The 21,258-nt window shown below is 61.7% G+C and carries 21 protein-coding genes; 10 read left to right on the top strand and 11 right to left on the bottom strand.

The annotated features are described in order from the left end of the window. Positions 1-3 precede the first annotated feature (3 nt). Genes KW846_RS20160 through KW846_RS20150 form a run of 3 tightly spaced genes read right to left on the bottom strand, consistent with a single transcriptional unit; the run spans position 4 to position 3,571 of the window. On the bottom strand, positions 4-1,275 hold the full coding sequence (locus tag KW846_RS20160) for a dihydrolipoamide acetyltransferase family protein (protein WP_218484613.1): 1,272 nt from the start codon (positions 1,273-1,275) through the stop codon (positions 4-6). Further along, complete coding sequence (locus KW846_RS20155; RefSeq protein WP_015095444.1) at positions 1,276-2,334, bottom strand: alpha-ketoacid dehydrogenase subunit beta; 1,059 nt, start codon at positions 2,332-2,334, stop codon at positions 1,276-1,278. A gap of 1 nt (position 2,335) precedes the next feature. Continuing rightward, positions 2,336-3,571, bottom strand: a complete 1,236-nt coding sequence (locus tag KW846_RS20150; RefSeq protein ID WP_007976592.1) for a 3-methyl-2-oxobutanoate dehydrogenase (2-methylpropanoyl-transferring) subunit alpha — start codon at positions 3,569-3,571, stop codon at positions 2,336-2,338. Between the two features lie 185 nt (positions 3,572-3,756). Here KW846_RS20150 and bkdR point away from each other — a divergent pair, with 185 nt between their 5' ends. Then, a complete protein-coding gene (gene bkdR / locus KW846_RS20145; protein ID WP_007976593.1) occupies positions 3,757-4,245 on the top strand; it encodes a Bkd operon transcriptional regulator BkdR in 489 nt (162 codons plus the stop codon). Positions 4,246-4,258: 13 nt separating this feature from the next. Here the strand turns inward: bkdR and KW846_RS20140 are convergent, their stop codons facing one another. Together KW846_RS20140 and KW846_RS20135 are read right to left on the bottom strand one after the other, a co-directional pair. Then, positions 4,259-5,119 carry a tyrosinase family protein gene (locus KW846_RS20140; protein WP_218484611.1) on the bottom strand — a complete coding sequence of 287 codons (861 nt, stop codon included), beginning with the start codon at positions 5,117-5,119 and terminating at the stop codon, positions 4,259-4,261. Positions 5,120-5,246: 127 nt separating this feature from the next. Then, complete coding sequence (locus KW846_RS20135) at positions 5,247-6,110, bottom strand: MBL fold metallo-hydrolase (protein ID WP_218484609.1); 864 nt, start codon at positions 6,108-6,110, stop codon at positions 5,247-5,249. Positions 6,111-6,214: 104 nt separating this feature from the next. On the opposite strand from KW846_RS20135, the gene KW846_RS20130 reads away from it, so the two are divergent. From KW846_RS20130 to nahK, 6 genes are all read left to right on the top strand, one after another. Continuing rightward, entirely contained in the window at positions 6,215-6,556 is a 342-nt protein-coding gene (locus KW846_RS20130) for a helix-turn-helix transcriptional regulator (RefSeq protein ID WP_007976596.1), read from the top strand. Between the two features lie 165 nt (positions 6,557-6,721). After that, on the top strand, positions 6,722-7,966 hold the full coding sequence (locus KW846_RS20125) for an FAD/NAD(P)-binding oxidoreductase (protein WP_218484607.1): 1,245 nt from the start codon (positions 6,722-6,724) through the stop codon (positions 7,964-7,966). A gap of 9 nt (positions 7,967-7,975) precedes the next feature. Then, positions 7,976-8,782, top strand: a complete 807-nt coding sequence (locus KW846_RS20120) for a sulfite exporter TauE/SafE family protein (protein ID WP_218484605.1) — start codon at positions 7,976-7,978, stop codon at positions 8,780-8,782. Between the two features lie 209 nt (positions 8,783-8,991). Next, a complete protein-coding gene (locus KW846_RS20115) occupies positions 8,992-10,176 on the top strand; it encodes a porin (RefSeq protein WP_218484603.1) in 1,185 nt (394 codons plus the stop codon). Between the two features lie 316 nt (positions 10,177-10,492). After that, positions 10,493-11,650 (top strand): nitric oxide-sensing protein NosP, encoded by a 1,158-nt coding sequence (nosP, locus tag KW846_RS20110; RefSeq protein ID WP_218484601.1) that lies wholly within the window; start codon positions 10,493-10,495, stop codon positions 11,648-11,650. Then, on the top strand, positions 11,619-14,213 hold the full coding sequence (nahK, locus tag KW846_RS20105; protein ID WP_218484749.1) for a hybrid sensor histidine kinase/response regulator NahK/ErcS': 2,595 nt from the start codon (positions 11,619-11,621) through the stop codon (positions 14,211-14,213). Before nosP ends, nahK begins: the two co-directional genes overlap by 32 nt. Before the next feature lie 113 nt (positions 14,214-14,326). Here nahK and KW846_RS20100 read toward each other — a convergent pair whose 3' ends face one another. The 6 genes from KW846_RS20100 to KW846_RS20075 form a co-directional block, all read right to left on the bottom strand. Beyond that, positions 14,327-14,992: a response regulator transcription factor gene (locus KW846_RS20100; protein WP_007976602.1), complete on the bottom strand. Its 666-nt coding sequence runs from the start codon at positions 14,990-14,992 to the stop codon at positions 14,327-14,329. 56 nt (positions 14,993-15,048) lie between these two features. Further along, positions 15,049-15,606: a PQQ-dependent catabolism-associated CXXCW motif protein gene (locus KW846_RS20095; RefSeq protein ID WP_218484599.1), complete on the bottom strand. Its 558-nt coding sequence runs from the start codon at positions 15,604-15,606 to the stop codon at positions 15,049-15,051. Positions 15,607-15,847: 241 nt separating this feature from the next. After that, the gene (locus tag KW846_RS20090) at positions 15,848-16,639 is read right to left on the bottom strand and encodes an ABC transporter permease (RefSeq protein ID WP_218484597.1); all 792 of its coding nucleotides are present in this window, start codon (positions 16,637-16,639) and stop codon (positions 15,848-15,850) included. Beyond that, a complete protein-coding gene (locus tag KW846_RS20085; protein WP_218484595.1) occupies positions 16,636-17,367 on the bottom strand; it encodes an ABC transporter ATP-binding protein in 732 nt (243 codons plus the stop codon). Before KW846_RS20085 ends, KW846_RS20090 begins: the two co-directional genes overlap by 4 nt. Further along, positions 17,364-18,323 carry a YVTN family beta-propeller repeat protein gene (locus KW846_RS20080; protein WP_218484594.1) on the bottom strand — a complete coding sequence of 320 codons (960 nt, stop codon included), beginning with the start codon at positions 18,321-18,323 and terminating at the stop codon, positions 17,364-17,366. The genes KW846_RS20085 and KW846_RS20080 overlap by 4 nt, the downstream gene beginning before the upstream one ends. A 30-nt stretch (positions 18,324-18,353) precedes the next feature. Continuing rightward, complete coding sequence (locus KW846_RS20075) at positions 18,354-19,538, bottom strand: ABC transporter substrate-binding protein (RefSeq protein ID WP_218484592.1); 1,185 nt, start codon at positions 19,536-19,538, stop codon at positions 18,354-18,356. Positions 19,539-19,695: 157 nt separating this feature from the next. Here KW846_RS20075 and KW846_RS20070 point away from each other — a divergent pair, with 157 nt between their 5' ends. Genes KW846_RS20070 through KW846_RS20060 form a run of 3 tightly spaced genes read left to right on the top strand, consistent with a single transcriptional unit; the run spans position 19,696 to position 21,257 of the window. Next, positions 19,696-19,860 (top strand): hypothetical protein, encoded by a 165-nt coding sequence (locus KW846_RS20070; protein WP_165824819.1) that lies wholly within the window; start codon positions 19,696-19,698, stop codon positions 19,858-19,860. A 56-nt stretch (positions 19,861-19,916) separates the two neighbouring features. Next, entirely contained in the window at positions 19,917-20,378 is a 462-nt protein-coding gene (gene pedF / locus KW846_RS20065; protein ID WP_104447415.1) for a cytochrome c-550 PedF, read from the top strand. 3 nt (positions 20,379-20,381) lie between these two features. After that, a complete protein-coding gene (locus KW846_RS20060) occupies positions 20,382-21,257 on the top strand; it encodes an ABC transporter substrate-binding protein (RefSeq protein ID WP_218484590.1) in 876 nt (291 codons plus the stop codon). The last annotated feature ends 1 nt before the right edge of the window (position 21,258 follow it).

The following is a 21,258-nucleotide window of genomic DNA, read 5'->3' as shown; positions in this document are numbered from 1 at the left end:
GTCTTACTCCACAAACAAGGTTGCGGGTTGTTCGAGCAGGCCACGAATGGCCTGGATGAAGAGCGCCGCGTCCATGCCGTCGACCACGCGGTGATCGAAGGAGCTGGAGAGGTTCATCATCTTGCGGACCACGATCTGGCCTTTGATCACCATCGGCCGTTCGACGATCTTGTTCACACCGACAATCGCCACTTCCGGCAGGTTCAGCACCGGCGTGCTGACGATGCCGCCCAGGGCGCCGAGGCTGGTCAGGGTGATGCTCGAGCCGGACAGCTCATCGCGGCTGGCCTTGCCATTGCGCGCGGCGGTGGCCAAACGGGATATTTCCGCTGCGCTGTCCCACAGGCTGCGGGCTTCGGCGTGACGTACCACCGGCACCATCAGGCCAATATCGGCTTGCGTGGCAATGCCGACATGCACGGCGCCGAGGCGGGTGATGACCTGGGCTTCGTCGTCGTAGCGGGCGTTGATCTGCGGGAAGTCGCGCAGGGCGACGACCATGGCGCGGACCAGGAACGGCAGCAAGGTCAGCTTGCCGCGAGTCGCACCGTGTTTTTCGTTGAGGTGCGCGCGCAGCTCTTCGACGGCGGTGACGTCGATTTCCTCGACGTAGCTGAAGTGGGCGGCGCGCTGGGTGGCGTCCTGCATGCGCTGGGCGATCTTGCGGCGCATGCCGATCACCGGGATCTGCTGTTCATCGGTGCGCTGGGTGTAAGCACTGCTGACCGTCGACGCATTCGACTGACCCTGAGCCAGGTAGGCGTCCAGGTCTTCATGCAGCACGCGGCCGGCTGGGCCGCTGCCACGCACCAGGCGCAGCTGAATGCCGAGGTCCAGCGCATGCTTGCGCACGGCCGGGGACGCCAGCGGACGTTCATCGGCCGCGCGAGCCACCATCGGGCCCTGGCAGACAGCAACTTTCGGCGCTGGGGCCGCGACCGGTTTGCTTTCAACCACGGCTTCGACTTTAGGTGCTGCGACTGGCGTTTCTTTCGCGGGAGCCGGTTGCGCCGACTCCTTAACGTTGCCTGCACCTTCGACTTCAATGCTGATCAGCACACTGCCAACCGCCATGACTTCGCCCGGTTGGCCACCGAGGGCAATCACCTTGCCATGCACCGGCGACGGGATATCGACCATCGCCTTGTCGGTCATGACATCGGCCAGCACCTGATCTTCGACGACCATGTCGCCGACCTTGACGTGCCAGACCGACAATTCAACTTCTGCAATGCCTTCACCAATGTCCGGCATTTTAATGACGTGCGTGCCCATTCAGACCTCCATGACCCGTTTCAACGCCGCGCCCACTCGGGACGGCCCTGGGAAATACGCCCACTCTTGCGCGTGCGGGTAAGGGGTGTCCCAACCGGTGACGCGTTCGATCGGCGCTTCCAGGTGGTGGAAGCAATGCTCTTGCACCAGCGACACCAGTTCGGCACCAAAGCCGCAGGTACGGGTCGCTTCGTGCACCACCACGCAACGGCCGGTCTTTTTCACCGATTTGACGATGGTTTCCAGGTCCAGCGGCCACAGGCTGCGCAGGTCGATGACTTCGGCGTCAACGCCGCTTTCTTCAGCAGCGACTTGCGAAACGTACACGGTGGTGCCGTAGGTCAGCACGGTGACGTCCTTGCCCGGACGGGTGATCGCAGCGACGTCCAGCGGCACGGTGTAGTAACCGTCCGGCACTTGCGCGGCAGGGTGTTTTGACCACGGGGTTACCGGGCGGTCGTGATGGCCGTCGAACGGGCCGTTGTACAGGCGTTTCGGCTCGAGGAAGATCACCGGGTCATCGTTTTCGATGGAGGCGATCAACAGGCCCTTGGCGTCGTACGGGTTGGACGGCATCACCGTGCGCAAACCGCAGACCTGGGTGAACATCGCTTCGATGCTCTGGCTGTGGGTCTGGCCGCCGTAGATGCCACCGCCGCACGGCATGCGCAGGGTCATCGGTGCGGTGAACTCGCCTGCCGAGCGATAGCGCAGGCGGGCGGCTTCGGAAATGATCTGGTCGGAGGCCGGGTAGACGTAGTCGGCGAACTGGATCTCGGCCACCGGGCGCAGGCCGTAGGCGCCCATGCCCACGGCGACACCGACGATGCCGCTTTCGGAGATCGGCGCGTCGAACACCCGGGAGGTGCCGTACTTGTTCTGCAGGCCTTCGGTGCAGCGGAACACGCCGCCGAAGTAGCCAACGTCCTGGCCGAAGACCACGACGTTGTCGTCACGTTCAAGCATCACATCCATGGCCGAGCGCAGGGCCTGGATCATGGTCATGGTGGTCGTGGTCATGGCGGTTTCCAGCTCGATATTGTTGTTGTGATCGTTCATGTCAGATCCCCAACTCTTGACGCTGGCGCTTCAAGTGCTCCGGCATCTCTTTGTAGACGTCTTCGAACATGGTCGCAGCGCTTGGAATCTGGCCGCCGGCGAGGGTGCCGTACTGTTCGGCTTCTTTCTGAGCGGCGATCACTTGGGCTTCGAGCTCGGCGCTGACCGCGGCGTGTTCCTCTTCGGACCACTGGCCGACCTTGATCAGGTGCTGCTTGAGGCGCGCAATCGGATCGCCGAGCGGGAAGTGGCTCCAGTCATCGGCAGGGCGGTATTTCGACGGATCATCGGAGGTCGAGTGCGGACCTGCACGGTAGGTGACCCATTCGATCATGGTCGGGCCGAGGCCGCGGCGCGCACGTTCGGCGGCCCAGGCGGAGGCGGCGTACACGGCGTAGAAATCGTTGCCGTCGACCCGCAAGGAGGCAATGCCGCAACCGACGCCGCGACCGGCGAAGGTGGTGGCTTCACCACCGGCGATTGCCTGGAAGGTGGAGATCGCCCACTGGTTGTTGACCACGTTGAGGATCACCGGCGCGCGGTACACGTGGGCGAAGGTCAGGGCGGTGTGGAAGTCCGACTCGGCGGTGGCGCCGTCGCCGATCCAGGCCGAGGCGATTTTGGTGTCGCCCTTGATCGCCGAGGCCATGCCCCAGCCCACGCCCTGGATGAACTGGGTGGCGAGGTTGCCGGAGATGGTGAAGAAACCGGACTCCTTGACCGAGTACATGATCGGCAACTGCCGGCCCTTGAGCGGATCGCGCTCGTTGGACAGCAACTGGCAGATCAGGTCGACCAGCGGTACGTCGCGGGCCATCAGGATGCTTTGCTGGCGGTAGGTCGGGAAGCACATGTCGTCGATGTTCAGGGCCAGGGCCTGGGCGCTGCCGATGGCTTCCTCGCCGAGGCTCTGCATGTAGAACGACATTTTTTTCTGACGCTGGGCGACCACCATGCGGTTGTCGTAGATGCGGGTCTTGAGCATGGCGCGCATGCCCTTGCGCAGGATCTCCACCGGCACGTTTTCGGCCCACGGCCCAAGGGCATTGCCCTGGTCGTCGAGCACGCGAATCAGGCCACGAGCCAGGTCAGCCGTGTCCGCCGGTTCAACGTCGATTGGGGGTTTGCGCACCGTGCCGGCATCGGTCAGATGCAGGTAGGAGAAGTCGGTTTTACAGCCGGGACGGCCCGAGGGTTCGGGGACGTGCAGGCGCAGCGGTTCATACGCTTGGGTCATGGCTTCTACGCTCGATCTTGTGAATTTCTTGTAGTGAGCTGACAGATTTCGTTCGGTAGAAGAAATCTTGTCCTACAACAATCATAGGCCCGCCCAAGAAGAATATTTCTCTCTGTTTCGTTGCGCCAAAGATCATTTGCAGATAAAAAACCTGCATAAACAAAAAAAACAGGTGGTTTTGTCTCATGCGCAAACTGGACCGTACCGACATCGGCATTCTCAACAGCCTTCAGGAGAATGCGCGCATCACCAACGCCGACCTCGCACGCTCGGTGAACCTCTCGCCGACGCCGTGTTTCAACCGGGTCAAGGCCATGGAAGAACTGGGGGTGATCCGCGAGCAAGTGACGTTGCTCGATGCCGACCTGCTGGGGTTGCATGTGAACGTGTTCATTCACGTCAGCCTGGAGAAGCAGGTGGAGGAGGCGTTGCAGCATTTCGAAGAGGCGATTTCCGACCGCCCCGAGGTGATGGAGTGCTACCTGATGGCCGGCGACCCGGACTACCTGATCCGGGTGCTGGTGCCGACCATCCAGTCGCTGGAGCGTTTCATGATGGATTTTCTGACCAAGGTGCCCGGGGTGGCGAACATACGTTCGAGCTTTGCGCTCAAGCAGGTGCGGTACAAGACCGCGCTGCCGCTGCCGGCGAATGGGCTGACCCTCGGCAATTGAGTATCAGGTGCCGTCATAGGTAGTCATATCGATAATCGAGATTAGAAGTAAAAAACGTTTGTTCAACTGTATAGGTTTGTTCCCAGGGAGCAGGTTCGTTGTCTGGATGAAAAATCAGCGTTGATCCCTCTACCCCATTGGGAGCGTCGTCTCGAGGCGAAAAGCCAGGAACATTCGGGTGCTGGTGTTTCCATCGCTCCCATAACAGATCGAGATAGCAATGATGCAAGAAAAATATTGGGTCGTTGGACGAGGACGCTTCAGCCATATTGCCCCCTATCCAGGCATGTACTGGATTGTGCAGTGCAATTTCTGAATAGTTTTCCCAACCGCTCTGCTCCATCCAGTAGGGCGTTCTATTGAGCGCGGACTCGACGGCTTCGGCCGATGGCAACACACCGATCTGCCCAAAGTTGCGGCGTAAGCCTGGGTTGCCTGCTTCCGCGTCCCATACCCTTATCTCGAATTGAGAGTGCTCCCTGGAAAATGGCCCGCTGGTAACGCGATTGTCTTGTGTATTGTCACCGTTCCCGCCCATGAAGTTTGATGTGAATGGGTTGTCTGCTCCGGTGATTTGCCAGTTCCAGTAGGGCAGGGAAATGCTCGTGTCGTTGGCGGCGGCCTGCAGGGCGAGTTCGAATTGACGAATCAAGATGCGATGCCAAGGGTAAAACAACGGGTTGCGATGCGGGTTGGGAATAAGCGGGTTGCCCCGACCCATAGAGTTTTTGTGAATCTGCACAAAGTCATCGTAGCGACTTTGTTGCCCAGGCAGCAGCACGCTGTCGACATTGTTTTTCAGGATAAGGATGGCCCCGATGAAGGCGTTTTTCTGTTGTTGCGTCATGTCTCGATGGTTGCGACGAATATCCATATTGCGAAATCTCCATTGGTTGTTTGCCCAATGAAGTTTGATTATCTGATGAGAAATATTCCACTTCACCCCTATCGCCAGAGTATGTAGGCAAAGGCCTTTGTGCCAAGCCGTTCGTTGCCTTTTCTTATAGGGCGTTTAGCGGGATTTTCAGATAGACCACGCCGTTTTCCTCCGCCGGGGGTAAATTCCCCGCCCTCACGTTCACCTGAATCGCCGGCAGCAGCAGTGTTGGCATGCCCAACCCGATATCGCGTTTGGTGCGCATTTCCACGAAGGCGTTTTCGTCGATACCGTCGCGCACGTGAATGTTGTTTTTGCGCTGTTCACCGACGGTGGTCATGCATTCGGGAGCGCGCCCTTCGGGCGGGTAGTCGTGGCAGACGTACAGGCGCACGCTGGCGGGGAAGGCCAGCAGCTTGCGGATCGAGGCAAACATCTGGTTGGCATTGCCACCGGGGAAGTCACAACGGGCAGAGCCGACATCGGGCATGAACATCGTATCGCCCACCAGAATCACATCACCGTCGATCAGGTAGGCCATGTCCGCCGGCGTATGGCCGGGCACGTGCAGGGCGGTCGCCTTGAGGTTGCCGATCATGAACGACTCGTCGGGGGCGAACAGGTGATCGAACTGCGAACCGTCGACGCGAAATGATGGCTCCAGATTGAACAGTGCCTTGAACACGTCCTGCACCTTGCTGATCGATTCGCCGATGGCGATTTTTCCGCCCAGTTGCTCGCGCAGGTAGGGCGCGGCGGACAGGTGATCGGCGTGGGCGTGGGTTTCCAGCAGCCATTGCACTTGCAGTGTGTGGGCACGGACGAAGGCGATGATTTTGTCAGCCTGGGTGGTCGCGGTGCGCCCGGCCGCACCGTCGTAGTCGAGCACGGGGTCGACAATCGCACACTGCCCGCCATCAGCCTCGTAGACCACGTAGCTGTAGGTCGAGGAGGCGGGGTCGAGGAACGCTTCAATCAGTGCGGGCATGGACATGAACCTGAGCAAGAGGACGAAATTTCGATCACGGGTTGCAACAATATATGTTTAAACATAATGTTTGCAGCTTAAGTGACGTTGAAGGCATCCTGCAAATGCAATCCAGTCTGACCGAATGTGAAGTCGCCCAACTGCGCGCCTCGGCCTCCAAGGCCTGTGCGCTGCTCAAGGCCCTGGCCAATGAGGATCGCCTGTTGATCCTGTGCCAGCTGACCCAGGGCGAGCGCAACGTTGGCGAGCTGGAAAAAATGACCGGCGTGCGCCAACCGACCCTGTCCCAGCAACTGGGGATCCTGCGCGATGAAGGACTGGTCGCGACCCGTCGTGAAGGCAAGTACATTTTTTACGGTCTCGCCAGTCACGAGGTGATCCAGGTGATGAAAACCCTCTCCGGGCTGTATTGCGGGGCGGTGCTTAAAAGCTGGGTTCAACCTTGATCTTATCCAACACACCGAACCTGTGGGAGCGGGCTTGCTCGCGAAGGCGGTGTGTCAGTAGACATAAACGTTGGCTGACACACCGCCTTCGCGAGCAAGCCCGCTCCCACAGTAGTTTTGTGTGTTGACTGGCAAAATCCTTGCGTGCAGCAAAAGGAACAAGCAATGAACGATCAACACTGGGGCCCATCCATCAGTGCAGATATCGTGGTGATCGGCGGCGGCACGGCGGGCATAGGCCTTGTCGCCAGCCTGCTCAAGCGTAGCCCGCACCTCAACATCACCGTGATCGAACCCGACTCCCGGCACTTCTATCAACCGGCCTGGACGCTGGTCGGCGGTGGTGCCTACAACGTGGAAAACACCGTGCGGCCGATGGCATCGGTGATGCCGCGCGGGGTCAATTGGCTGCAGGCTGCCGTGACCGGCATCGACCCCGACCATTGCCGGCTCATCCTCAGTGACGCGCGCACGGTCAGCTATCAGAATCTGGTGGTCTGCCCCGGCCTGCGCCTGGCCTGGGAGAAAATCGAAGGCCTGGAGGAGACCCTCGGCCAGCACGGCGTGACCTCCAACTACAGCTACCGGCACGCGACCTACACCTGGGACCAGGTGCAGAAACTGCGCGGCGGCAAGGTGCTGTTCACCCAGCCGGCCATGCCGATCAAATGTGCGGGGGCGCCTCAAAAAGCGCTGTACCTGTCATGTGATCACTGGAACAGGAGCGGTGTGCTGAACAACATTGACGTCGAGTTCAATCTCGCGGGCGCTGCATTGTTCGGCGTGGCGACCTTTGTCCCGCCGCTGATGAAGTACATCGAGAAGTACAACGCCCGGCTGGCATTCAATTCGAATCTGGTCAAGGTCGACGGCCCGGCGAAGACTGCGTGGTTCGAGGTCAAGGACGCCGAGGGCACTGTCACCCGCCAGGCAAAAACCTTTGACCTGCTGCATGTCGTACCACCTCAGGTGGCCCCGGATTTCGTCGCCCGGAGTCCGCTGGCCGACGCCGCCGGCTGGTGTGAAGTCGATCCCCACAGCCTGCAGCATCCGCGTTATCCAGGCGTCTTCGCGCTGGGGGATATCTGCGGAACCAGCAATGCAAAAACCGCCGCGGCGGTGCGCAAGCAGATAGTGGTCGTGGCCGAAAACCTGCTGGCTTTGCGCAAGCAACAACCATTGCCGCTGAAGTACGACGGCTATGGCTCCTGTCCGCTGACGGTGGAGAAGGGCAAGGTGATCCTGGCCGAGTTCGGTTATGCGGGCAAATTGCTGCCGACCTTTCCCCTTGACCCGACGAGGCCGCGCCGCTCGGCGTGGTGGCTCAAGGCAACACTGCTACCGTGGTTCTATTGGAACGGTATGCTCAAGGGTCGCGAGTGGCTGACGCGTCTGTCCAGGGTCGACTGAGAACTCCCTATGTTGCTGGCAAGTCTGTTTGGCGTGGTGATGGGGTTGGTATTGGGGTTGACTGGAGCGGGCGGCGGGATTCTCGCGGTGCCGGCCCTTGTATTGGGATTGGGCTGGAGCATGACCCAGGCCGCTCCGGTGGCGTTGTTTGCGGTGGGCAGTGCGGCGGCGGTCGGCGCCATCGATGGATTGCGCCATGGCCTGGTGCGGTACCGCGCGGCGTTGCTGATCGCCGCGCTCGGTGCGGTGTTTTCGCCGGTGGGCATTTATTTCGCCCATCAGTTGCCGGAAAAAATCCTGATGATCCTGTTCAGCCTGCTGATGGTCATGGTGGCCTGGCGGATGTTGCGCCGTGAACGCAAGGACGAAGGCCCGAGCGACCACGGGCATGCCAACTGGGGCCAGAAAAACTGCATGCTCGATCAACAGACCGGGCGCTTTTCCTGGACCGCCAAATGCACCGCGACCCTCGCCGCGCTCGGAGCGGTCACGGGTGTGGTCTCGGGATTGCTGGGGGTGGGCGGCGGCTTTCTGATCGTCCCGGCATTCAAGCAACTGACCGATGTGCAAATGCGCGGAATCATCGCCACCTCGCTGATGGTGATCAGCCTGATTTCGGCCATCGGCGTGATCGGCGCGTTCCATGCCGGCGTGCGCATCGACAGTGTGGGGGCCACCTTCATTGGCGCGAGCATCATCGGCATGATCATCGGCCGCAAGCTGTGCGCCCGGGTGCCGGCGCGGGCGTTGCAGGTCGGGTTCGCCAGCATCTGCGTAATGGTCGCCGCCTACATGTTGCTCAAGGCCAACGCCTAGCCGGTAGCGGTTCCTGTGGATGCCAGTCGGGTCCACAGGCCTACGCCCTAAGTGGCGAGCCTCGCCGACGAGCGGTCTTACGCCGTAGCGGTCACGCGCCGCCAGCCAATCCAAAGCACCTCAAAACCAGCCCCAAGGCAGCGTATGGCGCCGCCCGTCAGGTTTCGATAATCGCCTCCGACACTCAGTCCCCCGTTTCGGAGCGCGCCATGCACAACAATAAGAACGTCACGCATCGTTTTCTGCCTGCCTTTATCGCCAGCCTGTCTGCACTTGGCCTGAGCCAGGTGGCTGAGGCGGATATCATGCTGTACGACAAGGACCAGACCACGTTCTCCACCGACGGCTACATCAATGCCTTCTATGTAAACAGCGATGTCGACCGCGCCGGCGATCAGTACGACCGTCGGCAGTCGCGGGTCAAGATGGGCTTTTTGCCCAACTACCTGGGGTTCAACATGGGCAAGCAGGTGGACGATCTCAAGCTCGGCGCCCGTGCCTCGTTCTGGGTCACCATCAACGACAGCCAAACCAACGGCACCGACACCGCCATTGATGTGCGGCAGTTCTTCGGCACCGTAGCCAACCAGGAGTGGGGCGAGGTGCTGATCGGCAAGGACTTCGGGTTGTTCGCCCGTTCCAACATCCTGCTCGACGAAATGCTCGCCGGTTACGGCCAGGTCAGCGATACGTTGGGGCTGGTGGATGGCGGCGGGGTGTCGTTCGGCAACATCGGTACCGGTTACCCGTATCCGTTCCCGACTTCGCAAATCACCTATCGCACCCCGGTGATGGACGGACTGCGCGTGGCGGTCGGCATCATGGACCCGGTGGACACCAACGACAGCAGCCCGACGGGCAAGGCATATCAGGAAAACCCGCGTACCGAGAGCGAAGTCACCTATCAGTTCGACCTGGCCGGGGCAAAGATCTACAGCTGGGTCAACGGCAGCTACCAGACCTCGGACAACACCGACTCGACGGTCGAGACCGTCACCTCCAAGGGGGTCGGTTATGGCGTGCAGGCGAAGATGGGCGGCTTGTCCCTCACCGGGTCCGGCTTCCAGGCCAAGGGTATCAACCCGTTTTTCACCAACAATGCCGGCGAGCCGACCCTGCGCAACGTCGACAGCGACGGCTACCTGATGCAGGGCTCCTACAAGCTGGGCAAGAACCGCCTGGCCTTGTCCTACGGCAAGACCAATGACGACGGCAACGGCGTGGTCGGCAGCGGTGCGGACTACGAAACCCGTGGCATCGCGTTGTTCCATGACGTGAACGACAACCTCAAGCTGGTGGCCGAGTACAACCAGTTCGAAATCAACGGCCACGACACCAATGAGCAGAACGAAGACACCGACACCTTTGCCGTGGGCGCGGTGCTGACCTGGTAATAAAGCCGATCTGCTCATCTTTTCCCTGTGGCGAGGGAGCTTGTCGGATCGCCGCACCGTCCCGCTGGAGCGCGTAGCGGTCCCGAATCTGGTCGCGCATCGGCCGGTTTTCTGGCCTGCTGCGCAGTCCAGCGGGAGCAAGCTCCCTCGCCACAAAAGCGCGTGCTTCAGATCTCCAGCTACAGCCCTCAAGTCCCCATTCCCTCAAACATTCTCATCCCATCGAAGCGGCTACCCGCTACCCAAGTAGCATTCGTCGCCCCCCACAGACTTCGTACACTCGTGCCTCATACACACGCACCTGCGGGAGGTAAGGATGCAGCAGAGCGAAGGCGTCGTCAGTGCAATGTCCCAGGCCACCGATGCCCGGCAGGTCGCGCAGGAACTGGCACGACAGTTGTTGCATCCGCACCTGGGGTTCGTGTTGTTCTTCTGTTCCGCCGAATACGACTTGCAGGCGCTGGGCCAGGCCTTGCAGCAAAGCTTCGGCGGCATTCGCCTGGCGGGCTGCACCAGCGCCGGGGAAATCACTCCGCTGGGCTATGGGCGCAATTGCGTGACGGCGGTGGGTTTCGACCACCGGCACTTTTCCATCTCGATCGAGCTGATCGACCAGATGGAGCACTTCAGCCTGATCGACGCCCAGCAAATGGTCGAGCGCCTGGTCAGTGGCTGTCGCAGCAACACCCTGGCCCCGATCAAGGGCAACAGCTTTGCCCTGACCCTGCTCGATGGCCTGTCCAGCCGTGAAGAAATGGTCCTGGCGGCCTTGAGTGCGGCCTTGGGCGACATTCCGCATTTCGGCGGCTCGGCCGGCGACGATAACTACCTGACCCATACCCATGTGTACTTCGATGGCGAGTTCCACAGCGGCGCGGCCGTGGTGGTGCTGGTCAATACCTGGCTGGATTTCGAAGTGTTCACCACCCACCACGTGCTGCCCCGCGCCGAAAAGCTGGTGGTCACCGGGGCCGACAGCACCTTGCGCCGGGTCTTCGAGCTCAATGCCGAGCCGGCTGCCGAGGAGTACGCCCGGCACATCGGCGTACCGGTGGCGCAGCTCGATCACCGGGTCTTCGCCGCGCACCCGTTGGCGGTGCGGATCAACCAGCAGTACTACGTGCGGGCCATCCAGCAAGTGCATCCGGACCTGAGCCTGAGTTTCTACTGCGCCGTGGAAAACGGCATCGTCCTCACCGCCATGACCCCGGGGCCGATGCTGCCGAACCTGCAGCGCCTGTTCGAGGGGTTGCAGGAGCGCCTGGGCGATTTGCTGCTGACCATCGGTTGCGACTGTTTCCTGCGGCGTCTGGAACTCGAAGACGACGGCAGTCTTGATCAGATCGGCGGTTTTTTGCGCGAGCAACGGGTGGTGGGTTTCAACACCTATGGAGAACAGTTCAATGGCATGCACATCAACCAGACCTTCACCGGCGTTGCCATTGCCCGTGGCCGCGCCCCAGGACATCGCTGAACTGCAGGCCGAACTGGCCGGGCTGCGCCTGGAAAACCATAAACTGCAGCGCATCAATAGCGCGCTGATCGAACGGGTCGAGTCCGGGGGAGCCCGTGGCAACGATCCGTACGCGGCATTCCAGCATTCGGTGGTGCTGGCCGAGCAAGTGCGTGAACGCACCGATGCCCTGAACCAGGCCATGGCCGAACTCAAGGCCGGCAATCATTTGCTCAGCGAAGCCCGCCTGCGCGCGGAAACGGCGCACCAACACCTGATCGATGCCATCGAAAGCATTTCCGACGCCTTCGTGCTGTTCGACGCCGACCAGCGCATTGTGCTGTTCAACAGTCGCTTCAAGGCGTTCTGGAGCAACAGCCGGGTGCGGATCAACGCCGGCATGCGCCTGACCGAGGTCAAGCGGCTGATGATGAATAACGCACTGTTCACCGAAGAGCCGCGCGGGCATGCCGACGAAAACCTGCTTTACCGCCTGCAGAACGGGCGCTGGCTGCAAGTCAGCGAGCGGCCGACCCAGGAAGGTGGGCGGGTGATCCTGTTCACCGACATTACCGACGTCAAACTCAGCGAAACCGTACGCCGTGAGCAGGCGGTGGCGCAGAAGTCGCATCTGTTGCAACGGGCCGTCGACAACCTGTCCCAAGGGGTGGCGATGGTCAGCGCCGAGGGCATACTGGAGTTGTGGAACCGGCGCTTCCTGGAGTTGAGTGGCCTGGCGCCGGTGGCGGCCCATCGCCCGTTTGCCGAAGTGATCGCCGACAGCGAGCTGAACCTGCTGACCCCGGCCAGCCGCGATGGCAACGGACGACCGGTGCGTGAATGCGAGCAGCGCCTGTACGATGGCCGGGTCCTGGAAATCCGCACCCATCCGTTGCCCACCGGCGGTTTCGTCAACACCTTCACCGACATTACCGAGCGCTACCAGCACGCCGAGGCGTTGAGTGAAAGCGAACACTGGATTCGCCTGATCACCGATCATGTCCCGGCATTGATTGCCTACCTCAATGCCGACCTGGTCTACGAGTTCACCAACAAGGTCTACGAAGAGTGGTACTGCTGGCCTCGCGGCGTGATGCTCGGCCAGAGCCTGCGCGAAGTGCACAGCGAACAGCATTACCAGCGGCTGGAGCCCTACGTGGCCAGGGCACTGGCCGGCGAGAGCGTGACGTTCGAGTTCGCCGAAACCAACGTCAACAACCAGGAGCGCTACATGCTGCGCTCCTATGTGCCCAACCGTCTGGCCAGTGGCGAGGTGGTGGGGATTTTCGTGCTGATCCGCGACATCACCGAACGCCGCCGCACCGCCGAGGCGCTGCATCAGGCGTATCAGAACCTTGAGCTGCGGGTACGCGAGCGTACGGCGGAATTGACCACCCTCAACGACCAGTTACTGCGCGAGATCGATGAGCGACGCCTGGTCGAGTCACGCTTGCGCGAGGCCAAGCAGGAAGCCGAGCAGGCCAACCTGTCGAAGACCAAGTTCCTCGCCGCCGTCAGCCATGACCTGCTGCAACCGTTGAATGCCGCGCGCCTGTTTACCAGTGCCTTGCTGGAACGGCGCGAGCCGATGTCCAGCGAGACGCTGGTGCGCAACGTGAGCAATTCCCTGGAAGACGTGGAGAACCTGCTCGGCACCCTGGTGGATATTTCCAAGCTCGATGCGGGGGTGATCAAGGCCGACATTGCGCCGTTCGCCCTCAGTGAACTGCTGGACAACCTGGCCGCCGAATACACCCAGGTGGCGCGCAGTGAAGGCCTGCAATTGCACTTCATCGGCTGTTCGGCGCTGGTACGCAGTGACATCCAGCTGCTGGCGCGGATTCTGCGCAACCTGCTGAGCAATGCGATTCGCTATACCTACAGTGGTCGCGTGGTGCTCGGTTGCCGGCGGCATCATCAGTGCCTGACGATCGAAGTCTGGGACAGCGGCATGGGCATTGCCGAGCATCGCCTGGAGGAGATTTTCCAGGAGTTCAAGCGTGGTGATGTGCAGCGCCCCGATCAGGATCGCGGCCTGGGCCTGGGTCTGGCGATCGTAGAGAAGATTGCCGGCATCCTCGGGCATCCCATCCATGTGCGCTCATGGCCGGGCCGGGGCTCGATGTTTTCGGTCGAAGTGCCGTTGAGCGCCACCGCGCCGAAACCGCAGCCTGCGTTGCAGATGAGCGAGCCGATGCTCGAGCGCCTGCGGGGGGCGCGGATATGGGTGCTGGACAACGACGCGACCATCTGTGCCGGCATGCGCACCTTGCTGGAGGGGTGGGGGTGTCGGGTGGTGACGGCGCTGTCGGAGGAGGACCTGGCGCGGCAAGTGGACAATTTCCACGCCGAGGTCGACCTGCTGATTGCCGATTATCACCTGGATAACGATCGCAACGGTGTCGACGCCGTGGCGCGCATCAATGCCCGGCGCGCGTCACCGGTGCCGGCGATGATGATCACGGCCAACTACAGCAATGAACTCAAGCAGCAGATCCGCGAACTGGGCCACACCCTGATGCACAAGCCGGTGCGGCCGATGAAGCTGAAGACGGCGATGAGTCATCTACTCGGCCGGCCTTGAAATCTTCGGAGCATGGGACGGCCCCTTCGCGAGCAAGCCCGCTCCCACATTTGGAATACGGTCAAATGTGGGAGCGGGCTTGCTCGCGAAGGGCGCGCCGCGGTCTTGCTGACTCAACGCCGCAGATAAGACCCGAAATCAATATCCCCGGCACTCAGGATCGCCTGTACCCGGTTGTGCACGTTGAGCTTGCGCAGGATCGCCGAGACGTGGGCCTTGACCGTGGTCTCGGCGATTTCCAGGGTGTAGGCGATCTGTTTGTTCGATTCGCCCTTGGTCATGCGTTCCAGCACCTGCAGTTGCTTGCGGGTCAGGGCCTGGAGCAGTTCGGGCGGGAAGCTCGGGGTGTCGTTCATGCGCCGGTGGGTGCTGCTTTTGGCGGTGCGGATGATGTCCGGGGGCAGGTAGACATTGCCATTGAGAATCTGCTGGATGGCATCGGTCATCTGGGCACGGGGTGAAGACTTGGTGATGAAACCCACCGCGCCGTAGGTAATGGCCTGCAGCACGATCTGCTTGTCCTGTTCGGCGGAGACAATCACCACCGGAATGGTCGGCGCTTCGTTACGCAGGTTGATCAGGCCGTTGAGCCCATGCATGCCGGGCATGTTCAGGTCGAGCAGGATCAGGTCCAGGTCGTCGTGTTCCTGGGTCAGGGCCAGGGCGCTGTCCAGGTCGGCGGTTTCCATCACTTCGCTGCCGGCAAAACCGTCGCTGATGACGTTGTGGATGGCTTCGCGAAACAGCGGGTGATCGTCGGCTATCAGAATTTTGTACATGGCCTTTCACCTCATTATTTTGATTATGGTGTGGCAACAACACGCACGCGTAAAGCTCAGGGAAAGGGTTCGGGCCTTGCTGGCGAAACCGGCAGGTTGGCCGCTTGCCAGGCGTCCAGGCCATCGCGATACCAATACAGGGTCTTATAGCCCATGGTGGCTGCGCGCTTGACCGCATTCCAGCTCAACCAGCAGTCGGAGCGGCAATAGAAGACCAGCGGTTGCGTCGGGTCGCCGGCGGTCAGCTTTTTCAGGTTGGCGGCGAAATAGTCCTGCCATTGCGGCGTCAGCTCACCGTCACCGGTATTGGCCAGCCAATGGCTGCCGGGCAGGTTTTCATGGGGCTGGTCTTCGATGAATTGCCCTTGCAGCCACTGGCGGCGGTAGACATCGATCAGCAGCGGGCGCGGAGTTTGCTCAAGCAGTAATTGCAGGGCAGGTGTGTCGACGATGGTCGCGCCCGGCAACTGGTTCGGCGTCGGGCTGCGGTACAGGTCGATGCGATAGCCGTCGCTGGAGAACAGCGCAGTGTCGGCCTGCGCGGTGCTCAGCAGCAGGCCCAGCGACAGGGCGGCGAGAGTAGGGCGCAACAGGCAACGTCGGGCACGCGGCATGGGGTCAGTCCTTATAGTTATGGACCTATTACATGCCAGTCGGGGGACGTTGGGAATGCGACGATAGACAGGGAAACCAGTACTAAAGTAGTAATTTCACCCTGTTCAATGAAGATCCCCCTTGTGGGAGCGGGCTTGCTCGCGAAGGCGGCGTTACATTCAATGAATGAGCTGACTGACACAACGCTTTCGCGAGCAAGTCGAGTCGTCGCACCGCCGCTCCCACATTGGGATTGTGTTGTTACCCAGATTTACGCAAGGCCGCATGCTGCGGGTTGAAGGTCAGTACGGCGAGCAACGCAAACAGCAGCGTCAGCCCCGTGCACACCGCCAGCGCCAGCAGATTGAAGCGTTCATACAGGGCAAAACGCACCAGCTCCACCGCATGGGTGAACGGATTCACCGCGCACAGCCAGTACAACCATTCGCTGGCCTCGCGCATCTTCCACAGCGGATACAGCGCCGATGACAGGAAAAACAGCGGGAAGATCACGAAATTCATCACCCCGGCAAAGTTCTCCAGCTGGCGGATCGCGTTCGACAGCAACAGGCCCAGTGCGCTGAGCATCAACGCCACCAGCAGCAGCGCCGGCAACGCCAGCAACAGGCCCATGGCCGGTGGCCGCACGCCGTAAGCCCAGGCAATCGCCAGGAACGCATACACCTGCAACAGCGAAATCAGTGACGTGGCCATCAGTTTGCTGCACAGCAGGAAGGTTCGGGGCAGAGGGCTGGTCAGCAGCACACGCATGCTGCCCATCTCGCGGTCGTAGACCATCGACAGAGACCCCTGCATGCCATTGAACAGCAGGATCATGCAGGCCAGGCCGGGAATGATGTAGACCTCGTAGGGGATGTAGGTGTCGTAGGGTTCGATGATCGCTATCCCCAGCGCTGCGCGAAAACCGGCTGCAAACACCAGCAGCCACAGCAGCGGCCGCACCAGGGCGCTGAGAAAACGGGTGCGTTGCAGCACAAAGCGCAGCCATTCGCGCAGCACGATTCCGCTAAAGCATTGCCAGTAAGCGTTCATTGGGCCACCCCTGATGTCGTAAGGCGAGCGAAGACCGAACCGAGGTCACCGCCGTGCTCCAGGCTCAGGGCATCGGCCTGCCCGCTGGCCACCAGCCGGCCTTGATGCAGAATCAGCAAGTCATCGCTGGGCTGCACTTCGTCGAGCAGGTGGGTGGTCCAGAGCACGCTGATATGCTCCTCGCGACACAGGCTGCGGATGTGCTGGTTGAGCGCCAGGCGACTCGCCGGGTCGAGGCCGACACTGGCTTCATCGAGCAGCAAAAGGCGCGGCTCATGCAACAAGGCGCGGGCAATTTCCACCCGGCGACGATGGCCGCCATTGAGTTCGCGCACCCGTTCGCGGCGGCGCTCGGTCAGGGCCTGGCGGGCCAGTTCGGCGTCGACCCGAAGGTCGGTCTGGCGCCGGGACAGGCCATGCAATGCCGCGTGATAACGCAGGTTCTGCTCGACGCTGAGGTCCAGGTCCAGGGTGCTTTGCTGGAACACCACGCCCAACTGCCTGAGTGCCGGGCGTGCCGCGCTGCGCAATGAGCAGCCACCAACGCGGATCTCGCCGTGCTGCAGATCATAGAGCCGGGTCAGCAGGGCAATCAGGGTCGACTTGCCGGCGCCGTTGGGGCCCAGCAGCGCGGCGAAACGTCCGGGTTCCAGGCTGAAACTTACCTTGCGCAAGGCCTCACGGGCGCCGTAGGCAAAGCTCAGGTCACTGACTTCAAGGGCGTTCATGGCGTCACCACCACGCCCCAGGGATAGCGCCCGACCTTCACCGACTTGCTGACCTTGAGGCTGTCGACATCGATCACCGAGACATCGCCGCTGACGCCGTTGGTGGCCAGCAACTGCTTCTGATCCGGGGTGAACGCCATCTGCCAGACTCGTCGACCCACCAGCAGGTAATCGAGTATCTCGTAAGTCCTGGCATCGATCACCGCCACATGATTGGCCGGGCCCAGTGCGACGAAGCCGTACTTGCCATCGGCGCTGAGCTTGATGCCGACCGGCTGGACCTTGTCCGGGTGCACGCCCTTGATCTGGAAGTTCAGGGTCCGGAGCACGGTGCGGCTGGCCACATCGAGAATGGTCACGGTGCCGCCGATTTCCGCCGAGGCCCAGAGCTTCGCGCCATCGGGGGAAAACTCGACGAAGCGCGGACGCTGGTCCACCAGGGTGCTGTCGGCCAGGGTCTGGGTGCTGGTGTCGATCCAGTGCAGCATGTTGGTGGTTTCGCTGGTGTTGACTGCCCACTTGCCATCAGGGCTGACGGCCATGCCTTCGGGCTCGACACCGACGTCGATCTGGCCGAGCACCTTGGAGGTCTCGGTGTCGATCACCGTCACCAGCGCATCGTCTTCGTTGGAGACGTACAGCCAGCGGTTGTTCGGGTGCAAGGCGAATTGCTCGGGGTCTTTGCCCGAGGGCAGTTCCTTGATGATCTTGCGGGTGGCCACGTCCATCACCTGGACCCGGTCCGAGTCGCTGGCGCAGATGTACAACAGCTTGTTGTCATGGGACAGCAGCAGGCCGCGAGGGCGCTGGCCGACGGGCAGGGTATCGGTGACTTGCAGGGTCTGCAGGTCGATCAGGCTCAGGCTGTTGTCCTTTTCATTGGAGACCCAGGCAGTGCTGGCAACGGCATGGCCGGCGGCGAGCAGCAAGGTGCACGAGAGCAGGGTGCGGCGCATGGCGGATTCCTTGTTGTTGTGATGTTCGGATCAGGGAAAGCGGCAGCTGACTTCGGGTTTGTCGTAGCCCAGGCTGTCCATCTCGTTGAACGGGTGCAGAAAGCCGTCCTGGGGGGAGGTGCTGACCAGCGCCCGGGGCTGGACGATGGGAATCGGTTGGCGCAACTGGCCGTTCCATGGTCGGTAGCTGAGCTTGCGACCCTTGAAACCGTCGAGGGGCAACTGGTCGCTGATTTCAAGCGTACGGATCGCCATCGGCTCGGCCTGGCGCAATTTGCTCACGGCGCTGGCGACACTGCGCACGGCCATCCAGGCGGCGAAATCGCGGTCATTCATCCAGCGTCCGGTCAGGGCTTCGAAGCGTTTTTGCAGCTGCGCGGCGCCGTAGGTTTCCACGGTCTTGTGCCAACCCACCGGGGTCAGGCCCTGGGTGCCGGCGACCGGGCGTGGGTACCAGGTCTGGTAGGGCACGTATTCACCGAAATCGCCGCGTTCATCGGCCACCAGTACTACGTCGTACTCGGCGGTCTGGGTGAACAGCGGCATGTCGGCCTGGGCGCTGCGGCGTTGGTCGTTATCGAAGCTCCAGGTTTTTTCCGCCACCAGTTGCAAGCCGAAACGCTTGGCCCCGCGGCGCAGGGCGGCGGCATAGGCTTGATCGTCCGGCGTCGGGCCGACAATCAGCAGCGCCCGCTGCCATTTGCGCAACACCAGAAACTGCGCCAGTGCATCGGCGAGCATCGCCCGGCTCGGCAAGGTGTGCAGCACGTTCGGCAGGCAAGCGGTGGTGCGCAGGCTGTCATCGGCACTGCCGGCGTTGAACAGCAAACTGTCGGGCAGTGCCGCACTCAATTGGCGCAGGCTGGTCGCGGGGGCATTCACCACAAACAGGCGCAGGCCTTGTTCGTGCTGAGTCTTCGCCGCTTCGAGCAAGGCTTCGGGGCTGTCGACGCTGGCGCTGACCAGGCTGTAGCCGTGGTTGAGAAAGCGCCCGGTGCTGTTGCTGTCGGTGATCGCCAGTTCGGCGCCGCGCAGCCCGGCATCGGTGGGTTCGGGAATGACGTTGGACAGCAACGGGCCGGGGTCGGGGCGATAACCCAGGTAGCCGATCCGCACCTGCAAGGGTGCATCGGCGGCCTGGCTTTGGGTGGCCAGGCCGGCGGCGCAGGCAATCGCCAGCAGGTAGATCAGGGCGTAAGGGGCAAGCTGGCGCATAAGGCTCTCCATGACCGTTAGCGCCAGCATAGGAAGCCTTTGGTGCGGTGAAAATATGCAGAAAGTACCGAAGGGCCAGTACCAAGGTAGTAGCCCGCCACACACGGCGCGGTTTTAGCATGGGTAACCACGGCCAATGATCTGGAGGGGATTGACCATGCGTATCGTCAAAGCACTGCTCCTGCCGTTTCTGCTGATCCTGACCCTGATCGGCGTCGACCGGCTCCAGGGCCCGCGTCCCGCGTCCAACGATCGCCTTACGACCAAGGGAGTAGGTGGCGACCACCAAAGCAGCATGGGGTCTGGGCGCAGGGCTTTCTAAGATGGCTGCCATAGCCTCTGCCAAGAGGTTTTGCGTGCAATCCAGAGGGCATGACAATGACAACAAAATGCAACGCCTTGCTCGTGACCGGGCTATTGGCCAGTTTGATCAGCGCAGGTTCCGTCTGGGCCCACGGCAACGTGGTCCCACAAGCCGTGGCCACCCCGGGGCTGACCCCGATCAAGGAAGCCGGTGTGCAACTCGATGCCGATGGCTGGGCCGCGGTGAACCCGTATCGCACCGCCCCGGAACACGACAAGGCAGTAGAAATCGGTGCCTCGGCCTACACCCAGAACTGCGCGGCCTGCCATGGCCTGGAGGCCAAGTCCGGCGGCATCGCCCCTGATTTGCGCATGCTCGATGTCGGCGAGGCGGGCGATGAATGGTTCGCCGAACGGGTGCGCCATGGTGCGGTACGCGACGGTCGCGTGTACATGCCGAAGATGGCCGACTACCTGAGCCAGGAAGCTCTGTGGGCGGTGCGCACTTATCTGGACACTGTGCACGTCGAGGAGTGACCTATGCGCCTGTTCGCGGTGTTGATCAGCGCTCTGTGGCTGTGCTGCCAGGCGGCGCAGGCGCAGGTTCGCAACTACGACGAAATGATCGCCGCCGGGGAGCTGAAGGTTGCGGTCTACAAGGACTTCGCCCCCTACAGCTTTGAACGTGCCGGCAAACCCCAGGGTGTCGATGTCGAGTTGGCCGAAGCCGTGGCCAAGGCGCTCGGCGTGCGCCTGACGCTGATCTGGGCGCCAGCCGGGGAAAAGCTCGACGACGACCTGCGCGATTACATCTGGCGTGCCAGTGCCTTGCACAACCAGCAACTGGCCGACCTGATGATGCGCGTACCCTACGACCATGACTACGCGCAGAAGCGCAACGAGCTCGGTGAGCTGGTCAACGGCCATGTGGTGATGTTCGGTCCCTACCAGAACGAACAATGGCAGGTGGCCTATGACCGCCGAAGGCTGGACAAGGTCGCCAGCGTCGCGGTGTTCGAGCAGCACCCGATTGGTGTCGAAGTCGACAGCGTGCCGTCGTTCTACCTGACCTCGGTGTTCAACGGCATGCTTGCCGGCAAGACCCATCACTATCCGGGCGTGCCCCAGGCGTTTGCCGCGATGAAGGCCGGCGAGGTCGACGCGGTGATGGCCATGCGCGGCGAAATCGACTGGCAAGTGCACGAAGCGGCCGACCCGCAGCTGGCGCTGGCAGAAAACGCTTACCCGAACATGGGCAAGCAGCTCTGGGAAATCGGCATGGCGGTGCACGAAAGCAACCGGCAACTGGCCTATGCCGTGGAAGAGGCGCTCGAAGGCCTGATCCGTGAGGGTTCGGTGAAGACCATCTATGGCCATTACGGCCTGCGTTACGACGTGCCCGAGATGTATCAATAAG

The organism is Pseudomonas sp. PDM32, from assembly GCF_019219225.1.
Classification (GTDB): domain Bacteria; phylum Pseudomonadota; class Gammaproteobacteria; order Pseudomonadales; family Pseudomonadaceae; genus Aquipseudomonas; species Aquipseudomonas laurylsulfatiphila.
This window is presented reverse-complemented; position numbering and strand designations above follow the sequence as displayed.

Coding starts and splice junctions, on each gene's coding strand:
- KW846_RS20060 (WP_218484590.1), top strand. CDS start 20,382: ATGCGCCTGTTCGCGGTGTTGATCAGCGCTCTGTGGCTGTGCTGCCAG.
- pedF (WP_104447415.1), top strand. CDS start 19,917: ATGACAACAAAATGCAACGCCTTGCTCGTGACCGGGCTATTGGCCAGT.
- KW846_RS20155 (WP_015095444.1), bottom strand. CDS start 2,334: ATGAACGATCACAACAACAATATCGAGCTGGAAACCGCCATGACCACG.
- KW846_RS20125 (WP_218484607.1), top strand. CDS start 6,722: ATGAACGATCAACACTGGGGCCCATCCATCAGTGCAGATATCGTGGTG.
- KW846_RS20080 (WP_218484594.1), bottom strand. CDS start 18,323: ATGCGCCGCACCCTGCTCTCGTGCACCTTGCTGCTCGCCGCCGGCCAT.
- KW846_RS20100 (WP_007976602.1), bottom strand. CDS start 14,992: ATGTACAAAATTCTGATAGCCGACGATCACCCGCTGTTTCGCGAAGCC.
- KW846_RS20095 (WP_218484599.1), bottom strand. CDS start 15,606: ATGCCGCGTGCCCGACGTTGCCTGTTGCGCCCTACTCTCGCCGCCCTG.
- bkdR (WP_007976593.1), top strand. CDS start 3,757: ATGCGCAAACTGGACCGTACCGACATCGGCATTCTCAACAGCCTTCAG.
- KW846_RS20090 (WP_218484597.1), bottom strand. CDS start 16,639: ATGAACGCTTACTGGCAATGCTTTAGCGGAATCGTGCTGCGCGAATGG.
- KW846_RS20135 (WP_218484609.1), bottom strand. CDS start 6,110: ATGCCCGCACTGATTGAAGCGTTCCTCGACCCCGCCTCCTCGACCTAC.
- KW846_RS20075 (WP_218484592.1), bottom strand. CDS start 19,538: ATGCGCCAGCTTGCCCCTTACGCCCTGATCTACCTGCTGGCGATTGCC.
- KW846_RS20115 (WP_218484603.1), top strand. CDS start 8,992: ATGCACAACAATAAGAACGTCACGCATCGTTTTCTGCCTGCCTTTATC.
- nosP (WP_218484601.1), top strand. CDS start 10,493: ATGCAGCAGAGCGAAGGCGTCGTCAGTGCAATGTCCCAGGCCACCGAT.
- KW846_RS20070 (WP_165824819.1), top strand. CDS start 19,696: ATGCGTATCGTCAAAGCACTGCTCCTGCCGTTTCTGCTGATCCTGACC.
- KW846_RS20130 (WP_007976596.1), top strand. CDS start 6,215: ATGCAATCCAGTCTGACCGAATGTGAAGTCGCCCAACTGCGCGCCTCG.
- KW846_RS20140 (WP_218484611.1), bottom strand. CDS start 5,119: ATGGATATTCGTCGCAACCATCGAGACATGACGCAACAACAGAAAAAC.
- KW846_RS20150 (WP_007976592.1), bottom strand. CDS start 3,571: ATGACCCAAGCGTATGAACCGCTGCGCCTGCACGTCCCCGAACCCTCG.
- KW846_RS20085 (WP_218484595.1), bottom strand. CDS start 17,367: ATGAACGCCCTTGAAGTCAGTGACCTGAGCTTTGCCTACGGCGCCCGT.
- KW846_RS20160 (WP_218484613.1), bottom strand. CDS start 1,275: ATGGGCACGCACGTCATTAAAATGCCGGACATTGGTGAAGGCATTGCA.
- KW846_RS20120 (WP_218484605.1), top strand. CDS start 7,976: ATGTTGCTGGCAAGTCTGTTTGGCGTGGTGATGGGGTTGGTATTGGGG.